The organism is Pseudomonas tremae, from assembly GCF_023278125.1.
GTDB lineage: Bacteria > Pseudomonadota > Gammaproteobacteria > Pseudomonadales > Pseudomonadaceae > Aquipseudomonas > Aquipseudomonas tremae.
This window is the reverse complement of the sequence record NZ_CP066270.1, coordinates 2,103,302-2,129,033: the sequence shown is the minus strand read 5'-3', so window position 1 is coordinate 2,129,033 and position 25,732 is coordinate 2,103,302. Positions and strand designations below refer to the sequence as shown.

At 59.2% G+C, this 25,732-nt stretch carries 19 protein-coding genes and 1 other RNA gene; 9 read left to right on the top strand and 11 right to left on the bottom strand.

Features of this window, described 5'->3' with window-relative positions:
- Positions 1–173 precede the first annotated feature (173 nt).
- Positions 174–500: a YbaB/EbfC family nucleoid-associated protein gene (locus I9H09_RS09735; protein ID WP_002552818.1), complete on the bottom strand. Its 327-nt coding sequence runs from the start codon at positions 498–500 to the stop codon at positions 174–176.
- Between the two features lie 60 nt (positions 501–560).
- Positions 561–2,726, bottom strand: coding sequence for a DNA polymerase III subunit gamma/tau (gene dnaX, locus I9H09_RS09730; RefSeq protein ID WP_122347505.1), 2,166 nt, complete (start codon positions 2,724–2,726; stop codon positions 561–563).
- 100 nt (positions 2,727–2,826) lie between these two features.
- Between dnaX and I9H09_RS09725 the strand changes: the two genes are divergently transcribed.
- Positions 2,827–3,624, top strand: coding sequence for a substrate-binding periplasmic protein (locus I9H09_RS09725; RefSeq protein ID WP_122324715.1), 798 nt, complete (start codon positions 2,827–2,829; stop codon positions 3,622–3,624).
- A 91-nt stretch (positions 3,625–3,715) separates the two neighbouring features.
- Positions 3,716–5,404: an acid phosphatase gene (locus I9H09_RS09720; RefSeq protein WP_122347504.1), complete on the top strand. Its 1,689-nt coding sequence runs from the start codon at positions 3,716–3,718 to the stop codon at positions 5,402–5,404.
- A 17-nt stretch (positions 5,405–5,421) separates the two neighbouring features.
- Here the strand turns inward: I9H09_RS09720 and I9H09_RS09715 are convergent, their stop codons facing one another.
- Complete coding sequence (locus I9H09_RS09715) at positions 5,422–6,546, bottom strand: mechanosensitive ion channel family protein (protein WP_054991332.1); 1,125 nt, start codon at positions 6,544–6,546, stop codon at positions 5,422–5,424.
- Positions 6,547–6,983: 437 nt separating this feature from the next.
- Here I9H09_RS09715 and I9H09_RS09710 point away from each other — a divergent pair, with 437 nt between their 5' ends.
- Positions 6,984–7,247 carry a hypothetical protein gene (locus tag I9H09_RS09710; protein ID WP_235661422.1) on the top strand — a complete coding sequence of 88 codons (264 nt, stop codon included), beginning with the start codon at positions 6,984–6,986 and terminating at the stop codon, positions 7,245–7,247.
- 26 nt (positions 7,248–7,273) lie between these two features.
- Positions 7,274–7,750 (top strand): hypothetical protein, encoded by a 477-nt coding sequence (locus I9H09_RS09705; protein WP_235661423.1) that lies wholly within the window; start codon positions 7,274–7,276, stop codon positions 7,748–7,750.
- 176 nt (positions 7,751–7,926) lie between these two features.
- On the opposite strand, the gene ffs is transcribed toward I9H09_RS09705, so the two are convergent.
- Positions 7,927–8,023: signal recognition particle sRNA small type (ffs, locus tag I9H09_RS09700), an RNA gene on the bottom strand.
- 227 nt (positions 8,024–8,250) lie between these two features.
- Between ffs and I9H09_RS09695 the strand changes: the two genes are divergently transcribed.
- On the top strand, positions 8,251–8,739 hold the full coding sequence (locus I9H09_RS09695; protein WP_005890274.1) for a GNAT family N-acetyltransferase: 489 nt from the start codon (positions 8,251–8,253) through the stop codon (positions 8,737–8,739).
- A gap of 51 nt (positions 8,740–8,790) precedes the next feature.
- Here the strand turns inward: I9H09_RS09695 and I9H09_RS09690 are convergent, their stop codons facing one another.
- From I9H09_RS09690 to I9H09_RS09670, 5 genes are all read right to left on the bottom strand, one after another.
- Positions 8,791–9,957 carry a zinc-binding metallopeptidase family protein gene (locus I9H09_RS09690; protein WP_122347517.1) on the bottom strand — a complete coding sequence of 389 codons (1,167 nt, stop codon included), beginning with the start codon at positions 9,955–9,957 and terminating at the stop codon, positions 8,791–8,793.
- A 279-nt stretch (positions 9,958–10,236) separates the two neighbouring features.
- Positions 10,237–12,600, bottom strand: coding sequence for an NAD-dependent DNA ligase LigA (ligA, locus tag I9H09_RS09685; RefSeq protein WP_122347503.1), 2,364 nt, complete (start codon positions 12,598–12,600; stop codon positions 10,237–10,239).
- 125 nt (positions 12,601–12,725) lie between these two features.
- Positions 12,726–13,586 (bottom strand): cell division protein ZipA, encoded by an 861-nt coding sequence (gene zipA / locus I9H09_RS09680; protein WP_005890270.1) that lies wholly within the window; start codon positions 13,584–13,586, stop codon positions 12,726–12,728.
- Positions 13,587–13,836: 250 nt separating this feature from the next.
- A complete protein-coding gene (gene smc / locus I9H09_RS09675; protein ID WP_122347502.1) occupies positions 13,837–17,325 on the bottom strand; it encodes a chromosome segregation protein SMC in 3,489 nt (1,162 codons plus the stop codon).
- A 4-nt stretch (positions 17,326–17,329) separates the two neighbouring features.
- Positions 17,330–17,989, bottom strand: a complete 660-nt coding sequence (locus I9H09_RS09670; RefSeq protein WP_005890739.1) for a GntR family transcriptional regulator — start codon at positions 17,987–17,989, stop codon at positions 17,330–17,332.
- Positions 17,990–18,265: 276 nt separating this feature from the next.
- Here I9H09_RS09670 and xdhA point away from each other — a divergent pair, with 276 nt between their 5' ends.
- The 4 genes from xdhA to guaD are packed head-to-tail and all read left to right on the top strand — an operon-like array spanning position 18,266 to position 24,392.
- The gene (gene xdhA, locus I9H09_RS09665; protein WP_024689615.1) at positions 18,266–19,720 is read left to right on the top strand and encodes a xanthine dehydrogenase small subunit; all 1,455 of its coding nucleotides are present in this window, start codon (positions 18,266–18,268) and stop codon (positions 19,718–19,720) included.
- Positions 19,713–22,235 (top strand): xanthine dehydrogenase molybdopterin binding subunit, encoded by a 2,523-nt coding sequence (gene xdhB, locus I9H09_RS09660; protein WP_236502282.1) that lies wholly within the window; start codon positions 19,713–19,715, stop codon positions 22,233–22,235. Before xdhA ends, xdhB begins: the two co-directional genes overlap by 8 nt.
- Positions 22,232–23,071: a xanthine dehydrogenase accessory protein XdhC gene (xdhC, locus tag I9H09_RS09655; protein WP_122313114.1), complete on the top strand. Its 840-nt coding sequence runs from the start codon at positions 22,232–22,234 to the stop codon at positions 23,069–23,071. The genes xdhB and xdhC overlap by 4 nt, the downstream gene beginning before the upstream one ends.
- A gap of 7 nt (positions 23,072–23,078) precedes the next feature.
- Entirely contained in the window at positions 23,079–24,392 is a 1,314-nt protein-coding gene (guaD, locus tag I9H09_RS09650) for a guanine deaminase (protein ID WP_122313115.1), read from the top strand.
- A gap of 103 nt (positions 24,393–24,495) precedes the next feature.
- Here the strand turns inward: guaD and I9H09_RS09645 are convergent, their stop codons facing one another.
- A complete protein-coding gene (locus I9H09_RS09645) occupies positions 24,496–25,245 on the bottom strand; it encodes a GntR family transcriptional regulator (RefSeq protein WP_053479627.1) in 750 nt (249 codons plus the stop codon).
- Positions 25,246–25,363: 118 nt separating this feature from the next.
- Positions 25,364–25,717 carry a hydroxyisourate hydrolase gene (gene uraH / locus I9H09_RS09640; RefSeq protein ID WP_024689617.1) on the bottom strand — a complete coding sequence of 118 codons (354 nt, stop codon included), beginning with the start codon at positions 25,715–25,717 and terminating at the stop codon, positions 25,364–25,366.
- Positions 25,718–25,732: the final 15 nt, after the last annotated feature.

Genomic DNA, 25,732 nt, shown 5'->3' with positions numbered 1-25,732 from the left:
GTGCCATCGTGATGAAAAAGCGCTTTTCCTTTATGTGCAGTGCCTGCAAGGCAACGCAGGACGTGGCAAAGCCCCGCGTATTGACGCGAGAATCAGTTCGACTCATGCACAAGAAACCCGGACAGAAAAATGCCAGGCTCCAGGCCTGGCATTGATCCTCGCGCAAACAACCGTCAGAACGGCAGCTTCATACCCGGTGGCAGCTGCATGCCAGCGGTCATGGAAGCGGTCTTGTCCTGGCTGGCCTGTTCGATCTTGCGCACAGCATCGTTAACGGCAGCGGCGATCAGGTCTTCCAGCACTTCCTTGTCTTCCTGCATCAGGCTGTCATCCAGATTGATGCGCTTGACGTCATGACGACCGGTCATCACCACACTCACCAGGCCTGCGCCCGATTGACCGGTAACTTCTGCGTTGGCCAGTTCTTCCTGCATCTTGGCCATTTTTTCCTGCATTTGCTGCGCCTGCTTCATCAGGCCAGCCATGCCACCTTTCATCATGGGATATCTCCTCGAAAATGGATGGTTCGTTTGCACGGCGCCAATCGCGCCAAATCTCGGTTATTGGGCCTGCACTGCAGGCGGATCAACAGGCTTGATCGTATCTTCCCGGATCACGGCACCAAACTGTTGCAGCATCTGCTGGATGTACGGGTCGGCCTGGATCGAGGCTTCAGCCTGTCGCTGACGCTCGGCACGCAAGCGTGAAGCTGCCTGAGCAGGGGTTTCTTGCTCGGGCTTGATCAGCTCGATACTCAGATTGATCGTGCGACCATGGTACTGGTTCAACGCATCGTTCAGACGGCGCTGCTGCGTCGAGTTGAACAGCGCGCTGTGCGCCGGATCCAGGTGCAACAGCCAGTCATCGCCCTCGACCGATATCAGGGTGCAGTTGGCAGCGATGCTGCCGGTCATGCCGGAAACAGGCAGTTTCGGAAACACTTCCAGCCATTCGGCGGCAAGACCGGTGGCGGGCATGGCAGCAGGGGCCGGCTCAGGCTCGACAGCTTCAAGCTCGACGACGCTTTCATGCGCCAGCTCATCAAGATAACTGTAAGACGCCGGGTCGATATCGATGTCCGGTTCGACGTAATCGTCGTCTTCCGGCGGCTCATCTTCGCGGTCCATCGGCGCAGCATTCACGGATGCAGACAGGTAGGCCGAATCCGGGATGGCTTCGTGCATCGCTGAGGCAGCATACTCTTCGACCGCCGACTGCGAGGCCTCGGCCTCAGGCGCGTCCGGTACCGGGCTGGCAGGCGCGGGGCTGGGCATCGGCGTAAGGTCTGGCTGCGCAGAGAGCGTTTCCAGAACAGGCTCGACCACAGGGTCCGCTTCTGCAGCGGGCTCGGCTTCGGCAGCCGGCGCCTTGGGTTCATTCCACGGCAGATCGACTTCTTCGACCGGCTCGGCTTTCTGTTCGGGATCGGCTTTCGGCACTGGCTGCGCCGCTGGCGTAGCGTCGGCCTTCACCGGAGCGGCGGGCGGCACGGCCTCGAAAGCGGGGTCTGGAGCGGCCATGACTGGCGCTACCGGAGCCGCCGATGCAACAGGTGTCGCATCCGCCACTGCTTTGCGGGAATCAACCGTGGCCTGGCTGATCCCCACTGGCTTTAGCGGTTGTCTGGGCGCGTCCTCGCTGTCAGCTGGGCGGAATGCCAGCATGCGCAACAGCACCATCTCGAAACCGCCACGCGGATCAGGGGCCAGCGGCAGGTCTCGACGGCCGATCAGGCCCATCTGGTAATAAAACTGCACGTCTTCGGCCGGCAGCGCCTGGGCCAGCGCCAGCACGCGATCACGGTCGCCATGGCCGTTGTCGACGCCTTCGGGCAGCGCCTGGGCAATAGCCACGCGGTGCAGCACGTTGAGTATTTCCGAAAGCACCCCGCTCCAGTCAGGCCCCTGCTCGGCCAGATGACGCACAGCCTCCAGCACACCTCGGGCATCGCCTTCGAGCAGCGCAGTCAGTACATCAAACACCTGGCCGTGGTCCAGCGTACCGAGCATGGCACGCACATCGGCAGCCATGACCTTGCCTTCACCGAAGGCAATCGCCTGGTCGGTGAGGCTCATGGCATCGCGCATCGAGCCATCTGCGGCGCGCCCAAGCAGCCACAGGGCGTCGTCTTCGAACGGCACATTCTCGACACCCAGCACATGGGTCAGGTGTTCGACCACACGCTCGGGCGTCATGTTTTTCAGAGAAAACTGCAGGCAACGCGACAGAATGGTCGCCGGCAACTTTTGCGGATCGGTGGTCGCGAGGATGAACTTGACGTACGGCGGCGGCTCTTCAAGCGTCTTGAGCAAGGCGTTGAACGAGTGACTCGACAGCATGTGAACTTCGTCGATCAGGTAGACCTTGAAACGCCCGCGACTTGGCGCGTACTGCACGTTATCGAGTAGCTCGCGAGTGTCTTCGACCTTGGTACGGCTGGCGGCGTCGATCTCGATCAGGTCGACAAAGCGGCCTTCGTCGATCTCCTTGCACACCGAGCAGGTGCCGCAAGGCGTCGAGGTAATACCGGTTTCACAGTTCAGGCACTTGGCGATGATCCGCGCAATAGTGGTCTTGCCGACGCCCCGTGTGCCGGTGAACAGATAGGCATGGTGCAGGCGCTGACTGTCCAGCGCGTTGATCAGGGCCTTCAACACATGAGCCTGGCCGACCATTTCGCGGAACGAGCGCGGACGCCATTTACGTGCTAGAACCTGATAACTCATTGAAAACCGTCGCGACTGGTAAGCGGAAGACCGCCAATGCTAGCCGAGCAGGGGCAAAATTGCATCCGGTGTCCGTCTCTATTGTGGCTAAGCTGGCTAAATGAATGAATTGAAGCGCTATATCCTGGCCCTTGCCTTGACTGTGCCTTTGCGAGCGATCGTGACGGGGCTGCTCTTCTCATCCGCGCAAACCAGCCACGCAGCGCAGCCGCCCTTGCGCTTTGCGATCAATGAAGGCTGGAGCATGCCGATGATCCACATCACCGACTACCAGCCAGAAGCCGGCATTCTGTTCGATATCACCCGAAGCCTGGTCCAGCATGTGGGCAGGGAGGCCGAATACCACGTAATGCCGCGCCTGCGCATTCAGGCTGCGCTTGAGAATAACGAGGTAGACATCTATTGCTACGGCTCACAGGCGTGGTACCCGGACCTCTCAGGCGATTATCTCTGGAGCCTGCCGATCCTTTATCAGCGCGACTGGCTGGTTGCCTCCGCAGAAACCGCTGCGGGCCCTTATCCCGAGCAGTTCGACAATGAAACCGTTGGCACCGTATTGGGCTACAACTACCCCGCCCTGCAGCACCTGTTTGACAGTCACCGCCTGAATCGCGAAGACGCACGCACTCAGAAGCAGGCGCTGGGCAAACTGATTGCCGGACGTTACAACTACGCGGTCACCAATGAATTGATCCTCGAGTGGACCAATCGCAGCCTGCCTGTCGGCAAGAAGCTCAAGCCTGTCGCGATGATCGCCGAGCAACCAGCAGCCTGCCTGATCCGCGACAACCCGGACCTGCCAGTGAGCAGGATTCTGCGTACGCTGTTGCAAATGCGCATGTCGGGAGAGATCGAGCAAATTATCGACCACTACACCTCACAACTCGCTCATCAATAAGCCCCACTGCCTTGTAGCAATCCCGTCACATTTCCTCGCTACCCTCGCCTGAAATCTTTGGTAACAAACTAACCAGCGCGAGTATTGGGCGATGAGCGATAGACCGGACGACGAAGACACCAACGAAAACCCCAGCCGCCGTCGTTTCCTCGGCGGGATGGCAGCCTTGGGCGCAGGTGTTACGCTCAGCGGTTACGTATCAGCCCATGAGAAACCGCCGCTGCCCGCGGACAACGAACGGCATCATCTGGCTGGCCCGGCACTGGACCGTGCGCTGCGTGAAAACGTCAAGACAGTGGTAGTGATCTACGCCGAGAATCGCAGTTTCAATAACCTGTTCGGGGATTTTCCGGGGGTTCAAAAGCCTCTTTCCTCGGTCAGACCTGCCGATTACCAGCAGCGCGACCGTGATGGCAAGCTGCTGGACAAACTGCCTCCCGCTTGGGGCGGCGTTCTGCAGGTAGGGCCGCAGACCGTCGACGGCGTGACGTACCCGGTTGGCGTGCAGTTTCAGGAAAACCTGCCCAACGCGCCCTTCCCGCTCAAAGGCCCGAACGCTGAAGACCTGCCATTGAGCCTGGTGACGCGCGATCTTTGGCACGTCTTCTACCAGAACCAGATGCAGATCAACGACGGCAGGAATGATCGTTTCGTCGCCTGGGCGGATGCCGGCGGCCTGACCATGGGCAACTACGCGCAGACTCAATACTCCCTGCGCCTGTGGGACGTCGCCAAGGAGTTTGTGCTGTGCGACAACTTCTTCCAGGGCGCATTCGGCGGCTCGTTTCTCAACCATCAATACCTGATTTCTGCCACGGCACCGATTTACCCGAATGCCGCAGAGTCTCCAGCCAAGACGCAGATCGCCACCCTGCAAAGCTTCAACCCCCACGACACACGCCTGAAACCGCTGGACAATTCACCGGCCAGCGCAATGGAGGGGCCACCGCAGTTCGGCCCCAGCGCAATCACGCCAGATAACTATGCGGTCAACACAATGGCGCCGCCTTACTGGCCGACCTGGCTGCGCGATCCGCAGAACCCCGATTACTCCAAGCCGGACCTGCCCAATGTGCTGGTCCCGCAAAGCCACGAGCACATCGGTGACAAGCTGTCGAAAAGGAATGTGGACTGGGCCTGGTACGCCGGCGCTTGGCAAGTGACGCTCGATGAGTTCAAGGACTCCACCGGCATCCCGAAAATCCCCAACTTTCAGTACCATCACCAGCCGTTCAACTACTTCAAGCAGCAAGGGCCACAGAACCCGACAGAGCGTAAGAAGCGCTTGCGTGACGGCGGCTTGAGTGACGAATCGAGCACCAACCGCTTCCTCGCCGATGCTGAAGCCGGCAAGTTGCCTGCCGTGACCTTCTACAAGCCACAGGGCAACCTGAACATGCACGCCGGTTATGCAGACGTAGCCTCGGGCGATCGGCACATCGACCGGGTGATCAAGGTGCTGCGCGAAAGCCCGCAGTGGGACAACATGGTGATTGTCGTGACGGTCGACGAGAACGGCGGCTGGTGGGACCACGTAGCGCCACCGAAAGGCGATCGCTTCGGCCCCGGCACACGTGTTCCGGCACTGGTCATTTCACCCTTCGCGCGCAAAGGCAAGGTGGATCACACGGTGTATGACACGGCCTCCATCCTGCGCCTGATTACCCGCATCCACGGCCTGGAAAAACTCGACGGCCTGAAACGCCGCGATGAAGCGATGGTTGCACGCGGCCAGACGCCCATGGGCGATCTGACCAACGCACTGCACTTCCCTGCCTGACACTGCCTGACACTGCCTCACGCGTTCGCGTCGGCAGCCTCCAGCGCAGTCGGTCGCGCGGTCTTCACAGGTGGCAAGGACGCCACGTACACCGTGCGGGACGGGAACGCGAAGCGCACATCCAGCTCGGCAAAGGCTTCCATGATGTCGAGATTGATTGCCTGCTGCACATCCATGTAGACGTTGTAACTGGGGTCGAGGACGATAAAAACGGTCTCGAACTCCAGCGATGTCTCGCCAAAGCCACGGAAATGCGAACGATCAAAGCGCGCCAGCTTCTGCGCATTGATGATCGCCTCGACCTTCTTCGGCACTTCGCGGATCTGGTCGACAGAGCAGTCATATGTCAGCCTGAACTCGAAGACAATGCGCCGCTCCTGCAAGCGTTTGTAGTTCTGAATGGTGTTGCTGATCATGTCCGCGTTGGCCATCACGATCTGCTCGCCGCCCAGACTGCGAATGCGCGTGGTCTTCAGCCCGATATGCTCTACCGTACCCGCCAGTTCTCCCACGACGATGAAGTCGCCGATCTCGAACGGCTTGTCCACCGCGATGGACAACGACGCAAACACATCGCCCAGAATGTTCTGTACCGCCAGCGCTACTGCGATGCCGCCAACCCCTAGGCTGGCCACGAACGCCGTGATATTGACCCCGACGTTGGACAGCATGGCCATGACCACCGTGGCCCACAGCAACACTTTCGCCCCCCACAGACTCAAGGTTGCCAAAGCACTGCCCTGAAACGTCCCGTTTGTGTTGTGGCGGACGAAATAGCGGTGCAGCGCCAGCGCAATCGCCCTATTGGCCCACAGCCCGACCTGCAAAGCCGCGACCACGAACCACAGGCTGCTGACCCGCCCTAGCCAGCGCTCGGGCAGATCAAGCATGCCTACCCCGATCAGAATCGACGCCAGCAACAACAAGGTATTACTGGTGCCCGACAATACCTGGATGACGATGTAGCGCATATGCGTGCTGGGCGCCGCGGGTTGCGAGCGCATCTTTCTCAGCACAAAACCAATGACACCCCGGACCAGCACGAAGCTGACAGTCGAGGCAATAACTGCCAGCACCCAGTTGGCGAGCGAAATGCCCAAAAATTGCGAGTCTGTGAAAAATCTGATTATGTCCTGTTCCATCCGGCCCCCGGCTCCAATGCTGCGAGACGCCCGACCGAAAGCCCGTGACACCCGCAGCGACCTGAATTGCCCCTTGCCGTAGAACGGTTTCAAGCGACGCGTAGGGGGTTAGGTTACACAGGGTGTCGAGGGTTCAGCCGGATTCTGATCACATCACGTGGGGAATGAACCGAGGTGTTGCCACTGCCCCGCCAAAACAGTGCAGCCACCCGGAAACTTGCCAACTTATGCACTGCTTGCGTGCTTACTCACGCCCGATGGGTCGACAGTACCTTCTGACCAACGCACTACGGTGCTTATGCAAGTACTGTTGCCCACCAACTAACCAGATAAATAACCAGATAAATAACAAGGTATGAACACTCATAAAAGTCATTGCACAGCTTGTTTTCAGTGAAATAATGCGTCGCTTTATTAAACACAGAATGGATTCGATCATGCTGTCCGTGTCGTCGGCGCTTTCCAGGTTTTTACATACTCGCCATATCGCCAACGCCACCTTTCATTTCAGTGAAATACCTTCTGCCGAACTACTTGATTCGATTGTCCGCTGGTTCGATCAGCCCAAAAGCAAATCTCGCAAGCGCATAAGCGGCCCGTTGCTGGCTGGCAGCACACGACTGTTCGCCAAATCCCAGTTGCTCGACAGCCTGAAATCGCGCTGGCAGCCAGCGAGCGTGGCATTCCCTCTCACTCGATAGTCGGTTTTGGCTATATTCGGCGCGGCGTGGGCCTGGTGCAGGAAACACTTCTACTGACCGAACTGCTGGACGACTACACCAACGGACAGGCTTGGCTGGAGTGCAACCCGACGCGAGCACACTGGTTTGTGCAACAGGCACTTGAACTGTTACGCAAGAGCAATGCGAAGAGCATCTATCACATGGACGTTTCGGCATTTAACATCATGCTTAACGAAAAGGCTGTCGAGCCGATGAATCTGATCGACATGGAAAACTGCTTTGTCGAGCCCACTCGTTATCCCACCGAAACCCTCGCCTTTCAGATAGGGTTTCTGTATCGCCACGACCTGTATAAGTTCATCACCGAAGCCGAGTACGACACATTGGCTTATTGCGCCCTTGCCAGGAAAACTCTGGATGTGAGCCGCTTCAACGCGTTCTATACACCGTGCAAACATGAAAACATCGTGCGCAAGGAGCGCCGCCGTATTTTTCCAGAAGGCAAACTTGATATGAACTAATAGGCATGGACAGGCAGACGTTACAGTAGCTCGCTTGGCGGGCTTGCGAGAGTCGCCGCGCAGAACTTTTCCGCTGACGCGCGAAAGCTTCACCGGAATTCGGTGCGGAAAGGTTGGGCAAGAAGAGTTTTTGCGAGCAGACCTTTTCGGGAAAAGGATCTGTAGACAGGTGGTGCCCCCACCAGCCACACCCCGGCACACAATGTTCCCGCTGTGGCTGCTTCCTTCCGGATCTGACCAGGTTCACGGGTAATCGTTGCGGGGGGACCGATGGGGTCACCATAACGACACTCACCAGTTGGCGAGCCGCGCCATTGTACCGGTCTGGCGCGAGTTTACAACCGTTGCCTCCGATAAAAATTTCGATAGGGCTCAAGCACTTGTGTGCAGGGGGCCGGAGCCGGAATTCACCTTCGCGGAAGGCGCAGCAAATCCTCGAAACACCCCGCGCTGATCATGTACCGTGCCCGCCTCAACAATAATCAGCCAGCAGGTTGCTCATGCAGACTCGATTGGTCGGCTACGAAGATCTCAACCCAACCCAATGCCAACAGCTGGAGCAGCTTGAGGTCACGCAGGAGCAGATACAGTTCTCCGGCGACATCTACACCGCGCTCAATACCCTTTTGGTCAACCCCAACTCGAACGTTCGTGGCTTTGTGCTTCTGGCGGACGAGCAGCCGGTGGGCTTTTTTCTGCTCAAGCGTGGCGACTGCCTTCCGGATTGGGCTCAGGAAGAGCTGACTGCGACACTGCACGCGTTGCAGATCGACCGCCGTGAACAGGGCAAAGGTTTGGGCAAGCAGTGCCTGCAGGCACTGCCTGCGGCGCTGGCCCTGAAATGGCCGGACATCACTCAACTGATGCTCTCGGTGGACGCAGACAATGGCGCCGCCATTGGGCTGTATACGGGCCAGGGCTGGGTGGATACCGGTGAGGCGTATCGCGGCCGGATCGGTTTTGAGCGCAGGCTGACGCTGAAGCTCTGAGAGACTGCCTGAACAAGCGCCCGACACCGGCTGTGTCGGGCGCTGCAGCTCTTATTGGGCCAGCAGAACCTCGTCGGCCTTGCCGCCTGCATCCTGAATCACCAGATGGATGAAGTGCAGCTTGGCGATGACTGCTGGCGGCAGCACAAATGGATAGAAATCCGGCTGGCCCATGCTGCGTGACAGCTCGTTGAGCATGCTCGCCAGCTCGATCCAGGCATTGACGAACGACAGGAACGCCGGCCCACCCGGATGCTGTGGGTCGTAAAGGACATACAGCGGGAACGGCTGGTAATCGAGTTCCATCTCGCGAGCGCTCATGCCGAAACCCAGCGCGGTGTCGACCGCATCCATCATGTGCAGATAGTGAGCCCAGGTTTCGGCCCAGTCTTCCCAAGGATGCATCGTGGCGTAAGCACTGACGAAGCTTTCCTGCCAGTTATCGGGGGCGCCATTCTTGTAGTGGTGATCCAGCGCATCGGCATAGCTGGCGCGCTCGTCGCCGAAAAGGTTGCGGTAGCCGTCCTGCCAGCGGGTGTCGGCAATCAATCGGTCCCAATAGTAGTGGCCGACTTCATGGCGGAAGTGGCCAAGCAACGTGCGATAGGGTTCGTGCATCTGCACACGCATTGCTTCGCGGTGGGCATCGTCGGCTTCTTCGATGTTCAGGGTGATCAAGCCATTGGCGTGGCCAGTCGTCGGCAGTTTGCCTTCCAGATCCACACCGACAAAATCGAAAGCCAGGCCGGCTTCTTCATCGATGCTCTTGGGGATGACTTGCAGCCCCAGAGAAATCAGTTGCGCGACCAGACGGCGCTTGGCGGTCTCGACCTTGCGCCAGCGCTCGCCGTTTTCAGCGATGGATTGGTCGGGGATCGTGCGATTGAGGCTGCAAGCGACACAAAACTCGCCAGCATTGTGCTCCGGGAACAGCCAGTTACAGGCTGCGGCCGTGTCGAGGTTGGCGCAACGTCGGTACAGGCCGGCACCGGGCTCGTCACTCAGGCGCCAGACAGTGGGCGCTGGCCCTGCTTCAAGCGTCGCGACGCGACCCTGCTCAGGTAGATAACCCAGCGCCGCCGAACACGCCAGGCATTGGGAATTGGGGAAAAACACCGACTGGCCGCACGTGCATTGCCAGACCTTGCTGTTACGTTTGGATTCGCCGATAAATGGGGCGGTAATGCGTGAACTGAGTTGTTCGAAAAAGCGATACATGGCGATCTCCCGTTGATCTTGCATGGACTAGATCATGCTGACGCTTCAGGGGTTCAAAAATATTATCGAGCGGCATGGATGATAGGGTTGAAGGCATGTTCATGGGCCAGAACGGTACGCATCAAGCATGTGACGCAGAGCGTCATGAACGGCATTCCCACGCTGGAGCACAGGAACGATAAAGCGCGCGCCTGAACACCTGCCGCGCCCACACACAGCTGCAGGCATGCCGTTCCGGAGGCTCTGCGTCTGCTCTAGACGCGCGGCATGACTGCGATGTCAGTCAACCGCCACGCCCAGTTCGGTCAGGCGCTTGAGCAGTGCGTCTTCGTCCAGCACGGTCAGGCCCAGTTCGTTGGCTTTGGTCAGTTTCGAACCAGCGCCGGGGCCGGCGACCACGGTGTGGGTCTTCGCCGATACCGAGCCGGACACCTTGGCACCCAGGCTTTCGAGTTTTTCCTTAGCGACGTCGCGACTCATGCGCTCCAGGGAGCCGGTCAGCACCCAGGTCTGGCCGGCCAACGGTAAGCCCTCGACGGTTTTCTTCTCGCTGCGCCAGTGCATGCCAAAGTCCTTGAGCTGGGCTTCGATGGCGCGGGCGCGCTCGGCGTTTGCGCTGTCATCAAAGAAGTCGCGGACCGACTTGGCCTGCTTCTCGGGCAGCGCCTGACGCATATCCAGCCAGTCGGCGCCGATGATTGCTTCCAGCGTGCCAAACTTCTCGGCCAGCTTGAGCGCAGCGCCCGGCCCTACCGATGGAATGTGCAGCTTGTCTATCAGCCCTTCCAGAGTAGTGCCGGCCGCAAATTCGGCCCCCAACTCACCCTGATCCTGAAGCTGCAGACCGCATTCACCCAACAGTGCATCAATGACGTTGCGATTGTGCTCGTCCTCGAAAAAGCTGTGAATCTCGTAAGCGACTTCCAGGCCGACATCCGGCAGGTAGGTCAGAACTTCCGGCAGCGCCTGTTTGACACGATCCAGCGACGCCAGCGAACGCGCCAACACCTTGGCCGTCTCTTCGCCTACATCCGGGATGCCCAAGGCATAGATGAAGCGTGCCAAGGTCGGCTGCCTGCTGTCGGCGATTGCCTTGAGGAGCTTGTTGCTGGAGATTTCGGCAAAACCTTCAAGATCGATAATCTGTTCGTATTTAAGCTTGTACAGATCGGCAGGTGAACCAATGAGCTTTTCATCGACCAGTTGCTCGATGGTCTTGTCGCCCAGCCCCCCGATATCCATGGCACGCCGCGACACGTAATGAATGATTGCCTGTTTGAGTTGCGCGCCACAGGCCAGACGACCAACACAGCGATATACCGCCCCTTCAAAGACGGTTTCCTTGCCCTTGCTGCGCTTGATCAACTGCGTGCGCTCGACATGCGAGCCACACACAGGGCAGGTCTGCGGCACCTCGACCGGTCTAGCGGTGTCTGGACGACGCTCGGCAACCACCTGCACCACTTGCGGGATGACGTCACCGGCTCGGCGAATGATCACGGTATCGCCAATCATCAAACCCAGCCGCGCCACCTCGTCCATGTTGTGCAGCGTTGCGTTGGCGACCATGACCCCGGCAACCTTGACCGGCTTGAGACGTGCAACGGGCGTAACAGCACCGGTGCGCCCCACCTGAAACTCGACGTCCAGCAGTTCGGTCAGCTCTTCCATGGCCGGGAATTTGTGGGCAATGGCCCAACGTGGCTCACGAGCCCGAAAACCCAGTTCGCGCTGCGCAGCCAGGTTATTGACCTTAAACACCACGCCATCGATCTCGTAGCTCAGCGTCAGACGTCGCTCGCCGATGTCGCGGTAATAGGCCAGGCATTCCTCGACGCCATCCGCCAGTTTCAACTCGCGGCTGACCGGCATGCCCCACTTCTTCAGCGCATTCAATACGCCGATATGGGTGTCGGCGATTTCCGCCGAGGTCTGGCCCAGGCCATAGCAGCAGAATTCCAGCGGACGATTGGCGGTGATCTTCGAGTCGAGCTGACGGAGGCTGCCGGCAGCGGCATTGCGCGGGTTGGCGAAAGTCTTGCCACCCATTTCCAGCTGGCTGGCATTGAGCCGCTCGAAACCGGCCTTGGACATGAACACTTCACCGCGCACTTCCAGTACATCCGGCCAGCCCTTGCCTTGCAGCTTGAGCGGAATATTGCGCACCGTGCGCACATTGACGCTGATGTCTTCGCCCGTCGTGCCATCGCCACGCGTTGCACCGCGCACCAGCGCTCCGTCGCGGTACAGCAGGCTGACTGCCAGGCCGTCGAGCTTGGGTTCGCAGCTGTACTGCACCTTGCCGCCTTCGCCAAACAGATCACCGGCAGGCAAATCCAGGCCCTCGGTCACTCGGCGGTCGAACTCACGCAGGTCGTTTTCTTCAAACGCGTTGCCCAGGCTGAGCATGGGCATTTCGTGACGTACCTGGGTAAAAGCCGACAAGGCTGCGCTGCCAACCCGCTGAGTGGGCGAGTCCGGCGTGACCAGATGCGGGTTTTCGGCCTCGAGGGCCTTGAGTTCATGAAACAGGCGGTCGTATTCGACATCCGGGATGCTGGGTTCGTCCAGCACGTGATAGCGATAGTTATGCTGATCCAGCTCTGCACGCAGTTCGAGGATTCGGGTTTCGACGGCCTTCATACGGGTGTTCTCTCAAAAAGCAAAAAAGCAGCCGAGGCTGCTCATCTGTTGGTTCTGTTCTGTTCCAGTCCGGCCCCCGCAAGGCGCGCCGGGGCGCTCCTGACAAGGGGCTGGTGCATTGACGCTTAACCGCGACGCTGGGTCAGCGCACGGCGCTCGAATTCAACGATACGCTGGCGGTAATGCTCTATGGTCTGCGCGGTCATCACACTGCGCTGGTCGTCTTTAAGTTCGCCGTCAAGCTCGTGAGCCAGTTTGCGAGCAGCAGCCACCATGACATCAAACGCCTGCTTTGGATGACGTGGCCCAGGCAGACCCAGGAAGAAGCTCACTGCACGGGTGCTGAAATGGTCGATATCGTCCAGATCGAATACGCCTGGCTTGACAGCATTGGCCATCGAGAACAGCACTTCGCCGTTGCCGGCCATGCTCTCGTGGCGATGGAAAATGTCCATCTCGCCGAACCGCAGACCGCTTTCAAGGATGTTCTGCAGCAACGCCGGGCCTTTGAAACCGCCTTCGCTGCGGGAGATAACGCTGATTACCAGTACTTCTTCGACCGGTGGCAGGTCCTTGTCTTCGGTGATGCGCTGGGCGGGCTTGTCGTCCGGGAAGTCGTCGTCGCGCGCTGTAAACAGGCTCGGGCCGTCGATGTCCAGGTTCAGGTCGCCCTGCTGAGGCTCATCCTTGCGCTTTTTCTCGTTGCTACGTTTTTCGCCGCGCTTGTTGTCACGCGGACTCGCGCTCATCGACGGCAGGTCATGCTCATCGAGCTGCGGTTCTTTGTGGGTGTCCAGCACACGAGGCGGCCCCAACACTTCTGCAGACGCGGGCTCTTCTTCATCCGGAAGGTTGGAGAAGCTTCGGTCCAGCCTGAATTTCAGTTTGCCTTTGCCGCCGCGCATACGGCGCCAGCCATCAAAAAGAATACCGGCAATGACTATTATGCCGATGACGATCAGCCACTCGCGCAGACCGATTTCCATGTAATCCAGTGCCTCTAATGAAGAAATCTGAAAATAAGGGCCTAAACCCCTTTAATACGTGGTGCCAAGTCCATGTTCTGACTGGCATTTTGCCCACGCTGAAATAAAAAAGTGGTCACTAAACTAGCACGACCAAAGGTAACTTTACACCGTCCGTTACGTCTCTTTACTGCACAAAGTGCCATCTAGCGCACAACCGCTGCATTTTCTGGCCTTTTCACACCCGTTTAGCCGATCGAGCAAGCGTTGCTCAGGCATCCACCAGTGCCATCGCCTCTTCCACATCAACGGCCACAAGCCGCGAACAACCGGGCTCATGCATCGTCACCCCCATCAGTTGATCGGCCATTTCCATGGCGATCTTGTTGTGGGTGATGTAGATGAACTGCACCGTTTGTGACATTTCTTTCACCAATCGCGCATAGCGGCCGACGTTGGCATCATCCAGCGGAGCATCAACCTCGTCCAGCATGCAGAACGGCGCGGGGTTGAGCTTGAAAATGGCAAAAACCAGCGCCAGTGCAGTCAAGGCTTTCTCCCCGCCCGACAGCAGATGAATAGTGCTGTTCTTCTTGCCGGGTGGGCGCGCCATGATTGTCACCCCTGTATCGAGTAAATCTTCGCCCGTCAGTTCCAAATAAGCCGAGCCTCCACCGAAAACTTTCGGGAAAAGTGCCTGAATTCCGCTATTTATCTGATCGAAGGTATCCTTGAAGCGATTGCGGGTTTCCTTGTCGATCTTGCGAATGACGTTTTCCAGCGTGTCGAGCGCCTCCACCAGATCGGCATCCTGTGCATCCAGGTAGCGTTTGCGCTCGGATTGCTGTTGATATTCGTCGATGGCCGCGAGGTTGATCGCGCCCAGCCTCTGAATACGCCCAGCGATGCTTTCCAGTTGCTGCTCGGCGGCCTGTTCGCTGGCCTCCGGGGTCAGCGTGGCAAGCACACCGTGCAAATCGTAGCCATCTTCATGCAACTGGTCCTGCAACGCAGTGCGGCGCACGGTCAGTGACTGCCACTCCAACCGCTGCTGCTCAAGCTGGCCGCGCAGCAACTGTGACTGCTGCTCAGCCTGGGTACGGCGTTTCTCTGCTTCGCGCAATTCACGGTCGGCGTCTTCCAGAGCGTTCTTGGCGATGCGCATTTCGTCATCGACCACCATGCGTCGCTCCAGCAACTCTTCGAGTTTGAGGCGCAGCTCCTCGAGCGGTGCCTCACCCTCCTCCAGGTTCAGGCTCAGTTGCTCGCGTTTTTCCGTCAACCTTTCGGACTGCATGCGCAAGCGCTCCAGCGCCTGACGCGTCGAATCATATTGCGCCTTGATCGAACCCAGACGCACTGCCAGTTGGTGGCTGTGATCCTTATGTTTCCGCGCGTCCTGACGTATGCGGTCCAGACGCTCACGCAGTGAGTCGCGCTGAGCCTGGAGCACTTCGCGCTGCTCGGTGTCCTGTGCCATAGCGTCCAGCGCGTCCTGCAATTGCAGGCGCGACTCGCCAAGCTGCTCATGCTCCAGCGTGCGCTGCCCGGCAAGTTCGGCCAGCTCTTCGTCCAGACGCGTGCGACGCAGCGTCAACTGCTCGACTTTTACCCTGGCCGCAGAAAGTTGCGCCTTGAGTTCACTCTGTTGACGGGTTTCGTCCTGCACACGGCGGCGCAGTTGCTCACGTGCTTCTTCCTGTTGCGACTGCTGTTCGCGCAGGCTCAGCAACTGCTCCTCCAGCGTTGCAAGCGTCGCTTCGCGCTCGTCACGCTCCAGCCCAAGCTGCTGCAGTTCCTGACCTCGCGCCAGCACGCCGCTCTGCGCTTCGCTGGCACGCCGCACCCGCAAAAAATGCCGCCCGACCCAGTAACCGTCGCGACTGATGAGGCTTTGTCCGGCGCTCAACTGCGGCCGACGGGACAGCGCCTCGTCCAGATCTTCGACCGGGATAACCTGCCCCAGCCAAGCCGACAGATCGACCGTGCTTTCGACTTTTTCGAGCAAACTGCCCGGCACACGCACGGTGTCGGCACTGGCACTCAGCAAGCGCAAATCACCTTGTTCGAAGCCTGCAAGGTCGAGCCCGGCAAAGTCATCGACCAGCACTGCCTGCAAATCGGCGCCCAGTACAGTCTCTACGGCCAACTCCCAGCCAGCCTCGACGCTCAGGCCCTCGGCCAGTCGCGGACGTTCGGCCAGCTGTTGATCACGCAGCCACTGCGCGGTGCCGGTGTCGGGATCAAGTGCTGCCTGCTGCAAGGCCTCCAGCGAAGCCAGTCGGCCGTTCAGCCGCTGCAACTCACCCTGCGCCTGCTGCTGCGCCTGGCTGGCGTGCTGCAAGGCCTCGCGCAGTTGCTCCAGACGCTCGACAGCCTGCTCTTCGCCCATGTGCAGCTCTTCGAGGGTCAGGTCACGGGTGGCGAGGTCTTCGCTCAATTGAAGAATGGCCGCGTCTTCAGGGTCAGCGACCAGCAACTGGCGCTCCTCGGACAGACGTCGCTGACGCTCCGCCAGTCGCTCGATGCTCTGTTCCAGTTGCTGAATACGCGATTGCTGAACCTGCGCCTGGCGCTGCGGCTCGGCGGACTGCTGGTTGAAGACGTCCCATTGCTCTTGCCAGTTTTGCATGGCGGCTTCGGCATCTTCCAGCGCGATGGCTGACTCCTCGGCGGCGGCGCTGGTCATTTCCTGCTCGGGCTCGAGCATTTCCAGCTCTTCGCCAAGGGTGGCGAGCAACGTTGTGTCGTGCCCCAGATGGGATTCGGTTTCCTGCCGGGCACGCTCAGCCTCGCGCAGGTCGTCCTGCAACTGTCGCAGCCGCTGTTGGCCGTGCTGAATGCTCTGCTCGACGCGGGCGATATCACCACCGACCGAATAGAAGCGCCCCTGCACCAGATTAAAGCGTTCGGACAGGTCATGGTGCCCGTCGCGCAGCCTCTCGATGCTCGCATCAGCGCTGCGCTGATCAGCCACCAAGGCTTCGAAACCGACTTCCTGATTGCCGATTACTGCCTCGCGCTGGCCGACCTGCTCGTTCAATGCCTGCCAGCGAAGCGCCGAGAGCTGTGCTTTCAACTGCCGCTCTTCGGCCTTGTATTCCTGATATTTCTCGGCGGCTTGCGCTTGCCGGTGCAGACGCTCCAACTGGCGCTCTAGCTCTTCGCGAAGGTCAGTCAGACGCGCAAGGTTCTCGTGCGTACGACGAATGCGGTTTTCGGTTTCCCGACGCCGTTCCTTGTACTTGGAGATCCCGGCAGCTTCTTCAATGAAATTGCGCAGGTCTTCGGGCTTGGCTTCGATCAGCTTGGAGATCATGCCCTGCTCGATGATCGAGTAGCTGCGCGGCCCGAGGCCCGTGCCAAGGAAGATATCGGTAATGTCACGACGACGGCATTTGGTGCCGTTGAGGTAATAGCTGTTCTGGCTGTCGCGCGTCACTTTGCGGCGGATCGAAATTTCCGCGTAGGCGGCGTACTCGCCCACCAGTGTGCCGTCCGAGTTGTCGAAAACCAGTTCGATGCTCGCCTGACTGACCGGCTTGCGGCTGGTGGATCCGTTGAAGATGACATCGGTCATCGACTCGCCGCGCAGGTTCTTGGCCGAGCTTTCGCCCATAACCCAGCGCACGGCGTCAATAATGTTCGATTTGCCGCAACCATTGGGGCCGACAACAGCCGCCATGTTGCTGGGGAAGTTCACCGTGGTGGGGTCGACGAAAGACTTGAACCCCGCCAGCTTGATGCACTTCAGGCGCATGGCGTCAGTCCGCCGCCAAGGCAGACAGCACGAGCTGACAACTGCGCTGGCAATAGTTGGTCAGCACCACGCGAATTTTCGCTTTGTCACGCGCGATCACGGCAGCAAACAGTTCATCGAACAGCGCCAGATAATCGCTCATCTCGGCCTTGCGCTGCTCAAGAGCCAGAAAATAGCTGCGGCTCATGGAGGGCTGCAGGTTCTCGACGGTTTCCTGAAGATAGGGGTTGTTGGCAAACAGATAGGCTGCGCGCATCACATTAAAGCTCTCTTCGACGAACGTCTTGGCGTCCTGCTGCTCGAAACTGGCGCGCAGACGCTGCTGTATCTGCATGAACGGGAGCAGATCATCATCGGCCTGCCAATGCTCGACTACCGAATTGGCCAGCAAAATGTACAGTTCGCTCATCAGGTTGCACAGGCTGGTGACATTGTGCGCATTGAGCACCGTGACCTGAGCACCACGGCGCGGCAGGATCACCACCAGATGGCGGCGCTCCAGAATCAATAATGCCTCGCGCACGGAGCCACGACTGACGTTCAACGCCTGCGTGACTTTCTGCTCCTGAATTCGCTCTCCAGGCTTGAGCTCACCGCGAATGATCCGCTCGGCAAGATGATGAGCAATTTGCTCAGCGAGGCTGTCCGGTGCCTTGAACGTCATGACTATCCTTCAAAAAAACCAGTTCTGCATGCAAGCGGCGAAGTGTATCTCACCCTGCGTCGATGGCGCAGGGCCATAGCTACAAAAACTGGCACGAATTAAGCAAAAACCTTGCACATTCCTTCTATTAACAACCAGTCGCTGAAAACTCATGATCAATGAGTCGACGAAAACTCTGATTTCCTGACTTCGGAGTCAGAAAAAAATTGACCCCATTGGCAGAGCTGATAGATTCATCGACATGTCTGATGACAATAAATGCGAGGGCTTTGCGCCGTGATTCAGTTCCTTTTGAACCAAGAGCTAAAAACCGAGCGCACCCTGAATCCGAACATGACCGTGCTGACCTACCTGCGTGAGCAGGCACACAAGCCCGGTACCAAGGAAGGTTGCGCCAGTGGTGACTGTGGCGCTTGCACTGTGGTAATCGGCGAGCTACAAAGCGATGCCGACGGTCAGCCACAACTGCGTTACCGCAGTGTCAATTCATGCCTGACTTTCGTCGCCTCCCTGCATGGCAAACAATTGATAAGCGTGGAAGACCTGAAACATCAGGGCCATTTGCACAGCGTGCAGAAGGCAATGGTGGAGTGTCATGGCTCGCAATGTGGCTTCTGCACGCCCGGGTTTGTGATGTCGCTGTTTGCGTTGCAAAAGAACAGTCAGCAGGCCGATGCCCATCAGGTCCATGAAGCCCTGGCCGGCAACCTGTGTCGCTGCACGGGGTATCGTCCGATCCTTGCCGCTGCCGAGCAGGCTTGCGGCGAGCAGTTGCCTGACCAGTTCGATCAACGCGAAGGCCAGACAATCGAGCGCTTGCGCGCGATCACACCTGACAGGACCGGCGAACTGAGCGACGGCGACAAACACTGCCTGATCCCGCTGACCGTGGCTGATCTTGCCGACCTGTATCACACCAACCCGGAAGCTCGCCTGTTGGCGGGCGGCACCGATCTGGCGCTTGAAGTCACGCAATTCCATAAACCGCTGCCCGCCCTGATCTACGTCGGGCACATCGCCGAAATGAAGCGTGTCGAACGCTTCGAGGACCGCCTGGAGATCGGCGCAGCGACGCCACTGACCGATTGCTACACCGCGCTCAAAGCCGAATACCCGGATTTCGGCGACCTGCTGCAGCGGTTTGCTTCACTGCAGATTCGTAATCAAGGCACGCTGGGCGGCAACATCGGCAACGCTTCGCCCATAGGTGACTCCCCGCCACTGCTGATCGCACTCGGCGCTCGGGTTGTGCTGCGCAAGGGTACTGTTCAACGCACGCTGGCGCTGGAAGATTACTTCATCGATTACAAGGTCACCGCCCGCCAGGCAGGCGAGTTCATCGAACGAATTATCGTCCCGACTGCAAATCCTCGGCACATATTCCGTGCTTATAAAGTATCCAAACGGCTGGACGACGATATTTCCGCAGTGTGTGCGGCGTTTCGCCTGACGATAGAAGATGGCGTGGTAAATGACGCTCGCGTTGCATTTGGCGGCATGGCAGCGATCCCGAAACGCGCAACGGCGTGCGAGCAGGCGCTGATCGGCCAGCCCTGGAACAATGAAACCCTGGAGCGTGCCTGTGCTGCGCTGGGTGACGATTTCACTCCGCTGTCGGACTTCAGAGCCAGCAAGGAGTACCGTTTGCTGAGCGCTCGCAACCTGTTGCGCAAGTATTTCATCGAACTGCAAAAACCAGCCTTTGCGACGCGGGTGACCGACTATGTCTGATCACAACCCGCCGCTGACACAAGCCGACATGCTTGCGCTGTTTCAACAAGGCCTCAGCACCGGCGTCGGTCGTAGCGTAAAGCACGACAGCGCCGACAAGCATGTGTCGGGTGAAGCCGTTTATATCGACGACCGCCTTGAGTTTCCCAATCAGTTGCATGTGTATGCGCGGCTGTCCGACCGCGCCCATGCGCGCATCATCAGCATCGACACATCGCCCTGCTACGCCTTTGCAGGCGCACGAATTGCGATCACCCATGCAGACATTCCGGGCCTGAAGGACATCGGCCCGCTGCTTCCGGGCGACCCGCTGCTGGCCATCGACAAGGTTGAATTCGTCGGCCAGCCGGTGCTTGCCGTTGCTGCAAGGGATCTGGACGTAGCACGCCAGGCCGCCATGGCCGCAATCATCGAATACGAAGACCTGGAGCCCGTGCTGGATGTGGTCCAGGCGCTGCGCCAGAAGTATTTTGTGCTCGACAGCCATACCCACAAACGCGGCGACTCTGCGACGGCGCTGCAAGGCGCAACCCATCGCTTGCAAGGCAACCTGCACATCGGTGGTCAAGAGCATTTTTACCTGGAAACCCAGATTTCCTCGGTCATGCCGACTGAGGATGGCGGCATGATTGTCTACTGCTCGACCCAGAACCCTACGGAAATCCAGAAGCTGGTGGCCGAGGTACTGGACGTGCCGATGAACCGCATTGTGGTCGACATGCGGCGCATGGGCGGCGGCTTTGGCGGCAAGGAAACCCAGGCAGCCAGCCCGGCGTGCCTGTGCGCGGTGATTGCCCGCCTGACTGGGCAGCCGACCAAGATGCGCCTGCAACGCTTCGAAGACATGCAGATGACCGGCAAGCGCCATCCGTTCTACATCGAGTACGACGTAGGCTTTGATGATGAAGGTCGCTTGCAAGGCATAGAGCTGGACCTGGCAGGCAATTGCGGCTACTCGCCAGACCTGTCGGCCTCGATTGTCGACCGCGCGATGTTCCATGCCGACAACGCTTATTACCTGGGCGAAGCCACGATCAACGGCCATCGCTGCAAGACCCATACGGCCTCGAATACCGCCTACCGCGGCTTCGGTGGTCCACAGGGTATGGTTGCCATCGAAGAGGTCATGGACTGCATCGCCCGCTTCCTGGGCAAGGACCCACTGGCGGTGCGCAAGGCCAATTACTATGGCAAGACCGAACGCAACGTTACTCATTACTACCAGACCGTCGAGCACAACCTGCTCGAAGAAATGACTGCCGACCTGGAACAAAGCAGCCAGTACGCGGAGCGTCGCGAGGCGATTCGCGCCTTCAACGCCGACAGCCCGATCCTGAAAAAAGGCCTGGCGCTGACCCCGGTCAAGTTTGGCATCTCGTTCACCGCCAGCTTTCTCAACCAGGCGGGCGCGCTGATTCATATATACACCGACGGCAGCATCCACCTGAACCACGGTGGCACCGAGATGGGTCAGGGCTTGAATACCAAGGTCGCGCAGGTCGTGGCAGAAGTGTTTCAGGTCGATATCGACCGCATCCAGATCACTGCCACCAATACTGACAAAGTGCCGAACACCTCGCCGACGGCGGCGTCCAGCGGTACCGACCTGAATGGCAAAGCGGCGCAGAATGCTGCCGAAATCCTCAAGCAGCGGCTGATCGAGTTTGCAGCGCGGCATCATGAGGTGGCAGAAACCGAGGTCGAGTTTCGAAATGGCCATGTGCGGATCGGCGACATGGTCCTGCCCTTTGCCGAGCTGGCTCAGTTGGCGTGGATGGGCCAGGTGTCGCTGTCCAGCACCGGTTACTACAAGACGCCGAAGATTTTCTATGACCGCAGTCAGGCGCGTGGCCGGCCGTTCTATTACTACGCGTTCGGGGCCGCCTGCGTCGAGGTGATCGTCGACACCCTGACCGGTGAATACAAGACCTTGCGCACTGACATCCTCCACGATGTGGGTGCGTCGCTGAACCCGGCCATCGACATCGGTCAGGTCGAAGGCGGCTATATCCAGGGCGCAGGCTGGCTGACCACCGAGGAGCTGGTGTGGAATGACAAGGGCAAACTGATGACCAGCGGCCCGGCCTCTTACAAGATCCCCGCGGTTGCCGACATGCCGCTGGACTTGCGCGTCAAGCTGGTCGAAAACCGCAAGAATCCGGAAGACACCGTGTTCCACTCCAAGGCCGTGGGCGAACCGCCGTTCATGCTCGGCATTGCCGCCTGGTGTGCAATCAAGGATGCAGTGGCGAGCCTGGGAGACTATCGTCATCAGCCGAACATCGATGCCCCGGCGACTCCGGAAAAAGTGCTCTGGGGCTGTGAGCAGATGCGTCGAAACAGCGATCCGCGTCGCTCAACAAACGGGCGTTCCGAGCCGATCGTTGCCAGTGCCGCACAGGCCTCTACGCGAGCAAGCGAAGCGTCGTCTTCAGATGTCCCGGATTCCCCTGTGGGGGCGAGCTTGCTCGCGAAGGCGCCCGGCCTGGATCACTCCGTTCTGGAGCAGAAATGACTGACTGGATCAGCGCCCTGGCCGAGCTACAGGCCCGCAGCGAACCTGGCATTCTAGTGACGATCATCGAAGAGCTGGGCTCGACGCCACGCAACGCCGGCTCGAAAATGGTGGTTTGCGCCGAGCGCATCTACGACACCATCGGTGGCGGGCATCTGGAATACAAGGCCATGAAAATCGCCAGGGAGATGCTTGCCAATGGCACCCGGCAGACCCGCCTGGAACGCTTCAATCTGGGTGCAAGCCTGGGCCAGTGTTGCGGCGGCGTGAACGTGCTGTTGTTTGAACCGATGGGCGAACCGGTTGCGCAGATCGCCGTATTCGGCGCGGGGCATGTGGGTCGCGCGCTGGTGCCGTTGCTGGCCACTCTGCCCTGCCGAGTACGCTGGATCGATAGCCGTGAGCACGAATTTCCCGATCCGATGCCGGACGGTGTGCTGAAAATCGTCAATGACGAGCTGGTCGATGAAGTCGCGCAGTTGCCTGTCGGCACTTACTGCATCGTCATGACTCACAATCATCAGCTCGACCTGGAACTGGCCGCCGCCATTCTGAAGCGTGCAGACTTCGGCTACTTCGGGCTGATCGGTTCGAAAACCAAACGCGTCAAATTCGAGCATCGGCTGCGTGAACGGGGCTTTGACGCCAGCCTGCTGCAGCGCATGCGTTGCCCGATGGGCCTGGCCGAGGTCAAAGGCAAATTGCCCGTGGAAATAGCCGTGTCCATCGCAGCCGAGGTCATCGCGACCTACAATGTCAGCTTTGGCCAGCCAAGTGCCAATGTGAAACCTATCGCCAGATTGCTGCCCGCCTCGCGGCGCAGCCAGTCGCAATGAGATTGCCATGAGTTCAGTTGTCAACCGCAAAGCCTACCGCGCCGCCATCGTCCACAGCATCGCCGACCCGGCGCAAGTGACCAGCGATGCTTCATATGAGTATTTTGCCGATGGGTTGCTGGTGGTCGAAGACGGAAAGATCGTCTCGGTGGGCCATGCGGCTGATCTGCTCGACAGCCTCGGCAGTGATGTCGAGCTGGTCGAATATCAGGACGCCCTGATCACACCGGGCTTCATCGATACCCACATCCACTTGCCGCAAACCGGCATGATCGGCTCCTACGGTGAGCAATTGCTCGACTGGCTCAATACCTACACGTTCCCCTGCGAAAGCCAGTTCGCCGACGCCGAGCATTCAGCGCAGGTGGCAGACATCTTCATCAAGGAACTGCTGCGCAACGGCACCACCACGGCGCTGGTGTTCGGCAGCGTCCACAAGGAGTCGGTGGAGGCGTTTTTCAGCGCAGCGCAGGCACTTGACCTGCGCATGATCGCCGGCAAGGTCATGATGGACCGCAATGCACCGGACTATCTGATCGATACACCAGAATCCGGTTACGCCGACAGCAAGGCGCTGATCGAGCGCTGGCACGGCAAGGGTCGCCTGAGCTACGCAGTCACCCCGCGCTTCGCGCCGACCAGCAGCCCGGAGCAGTTGAGCCTGGCCGGCCAGTTGCTGACCGAATACCCCGGCCTGTACATGCAGACCCACATCAGCGAAAACCTTCAGGAGATCGAGTGGGTCAAGGCCCTGTTCCCCGAGCGCAAGCACTATCTGGACGTCTACGATCACTTCAACCTGTTGAGCGAACGCTCGGTGTTTGCCCACGGTGTACACCTGTGCGACGAACAGTGCGCGCGACTGGCGCAGGCTGGCTCGGCTATCGCATTCTGCCCCACCTCCAACCTGTTTCTGGGCAGCGGCCTGTTCAACCTGCCGATGGCCGAGAAGCACAAGATCAACGTCGGCATGGGTACTGACGTGGGGGGCGGAACCAGCTTTTCGATCTTGCAGACACTTAATGAAGCCTACAAGGTCATGCAGATGCAGGGCGCACGACTGAGCCCTTTAAAGTCGCTGTATCTGGCGACACTGGGCGGCGCACGCGCGCTGCGTCTGGAAGACAAGGTCGGCAGCCTCAAGCCTGGCAACGAGGCCGACTTCCTGGTACTGGATTACAACGCCACGCCGCTGCTGTCGTACCGACTGAAACAGGCGAAAGACATTGAAGAGATTCTGTTCGTACTGATGACGATTGGCGATGACCGGACGGTGAAACAGACCTGGTCGGGTGGACGGCTGGTGCATGACCGAGGTTGAACCGAGTGCGATTGGCTATCGTGCCAATGGGCTGGCATGCATTTCTGGCCGCTCTGCGTCCGGTCTTGAGCGTGAGGAACGAGAGGTTTGCGGATAATCAGCCTCAATGCACCGGTCTTTTTCTGCTCAGTACATGCGAGAACACGGCGTGCAGGTCATCCGAAGCGCTGCTTTCGTCGAGGTTGAGTTTGCTGCTGATGTGGTCCATGTGATGCATCATCAGCTCGACTGCCAGCGGCGCGTCGCGTGCTTCGATCGCGTCGATCAACTGGTTATGTTCGTCGTATGAGCAGTGCGTGCGGTCGCCGGTTTCATACTGGGCAATGATCAGCGATGTCTGCGACACCAGGCTGCGCTGAAAACTGATCAACGGTGCGTTCTTCGCCGCCACCGCCAGTTGCAGATGAAACTCGCCGGACAGGCGAATACCGGCACCCCGATCACCGCGAGCAAAGCTGTCGCGCTCGTCGCTGACCATCTGCCGCAGTTCGGCCAGTTGCCTGGCAGTGGCGTGTTCGACAGCCAGTTCGGTAATGGCCTGCTCGACCATGCGCCGGGCGAAGAACACCTGACGTGCCTCTTCAACACTGGGGCTGGCAACCACTGCGCCGCGATTGGGACGCAGCAGCACGACACCTTCATGGCCCAGCCGCGACAGCGCACGGCGAATGATGGTGCGGCTGACTCCGAATATCTCACCCAGCGCCTCTTCGCTCAGCCGGGTGCCCGGCGCCAGGCGCTGTTCGAGGATTGCATCGAAAATATGTTCATACACGATATCGTCCTGAGTAACGCTGCGACCGCTGTCGAGGCTGCGCGGCTGTTTCTTGAGAGGCAGGGACTGATCGTTCATGAAGGCTCGTGCGAAGAGGTTACGGCGTCGGTGCTGGCATATTGTACACAGGGCAGCCACAGCGGCGGCTCAGGAAACGCGCCTGTAAAAAAGCCCGCAGTGTGGGGCGGGCAAGAGGTCAGCTGCCTCTGTAGGTCGAGTAGCTGTAAGGCGAGATTAGCAGCGGAACGTGAAAGTGTTCCTGACCTGCATCAATGCCGAAGCGCAGCACTACTTCATCGAGAAATGCAGGCTCGTTCAGCGTCACGCCTCGCGCGCGGTAGTAATCGCCCGCCTGAAAGTGCAGTTGATAAACGCCAGACCGGTAATCATCGCCTTGCAGCAAAGGCGCGTCACAGCGTCCGTCACTGTTGGTGGCGACGCTGACGATGTGCAGCAGTTGCTGATCTTCAACCCGATACAGGTCAATACGGATGTCACTGCCCGGACAGCCATGTGCGGAGTCCAGCACGTGTGTGGTCAATTTGCCCAAAACTTCGCCCCTTGC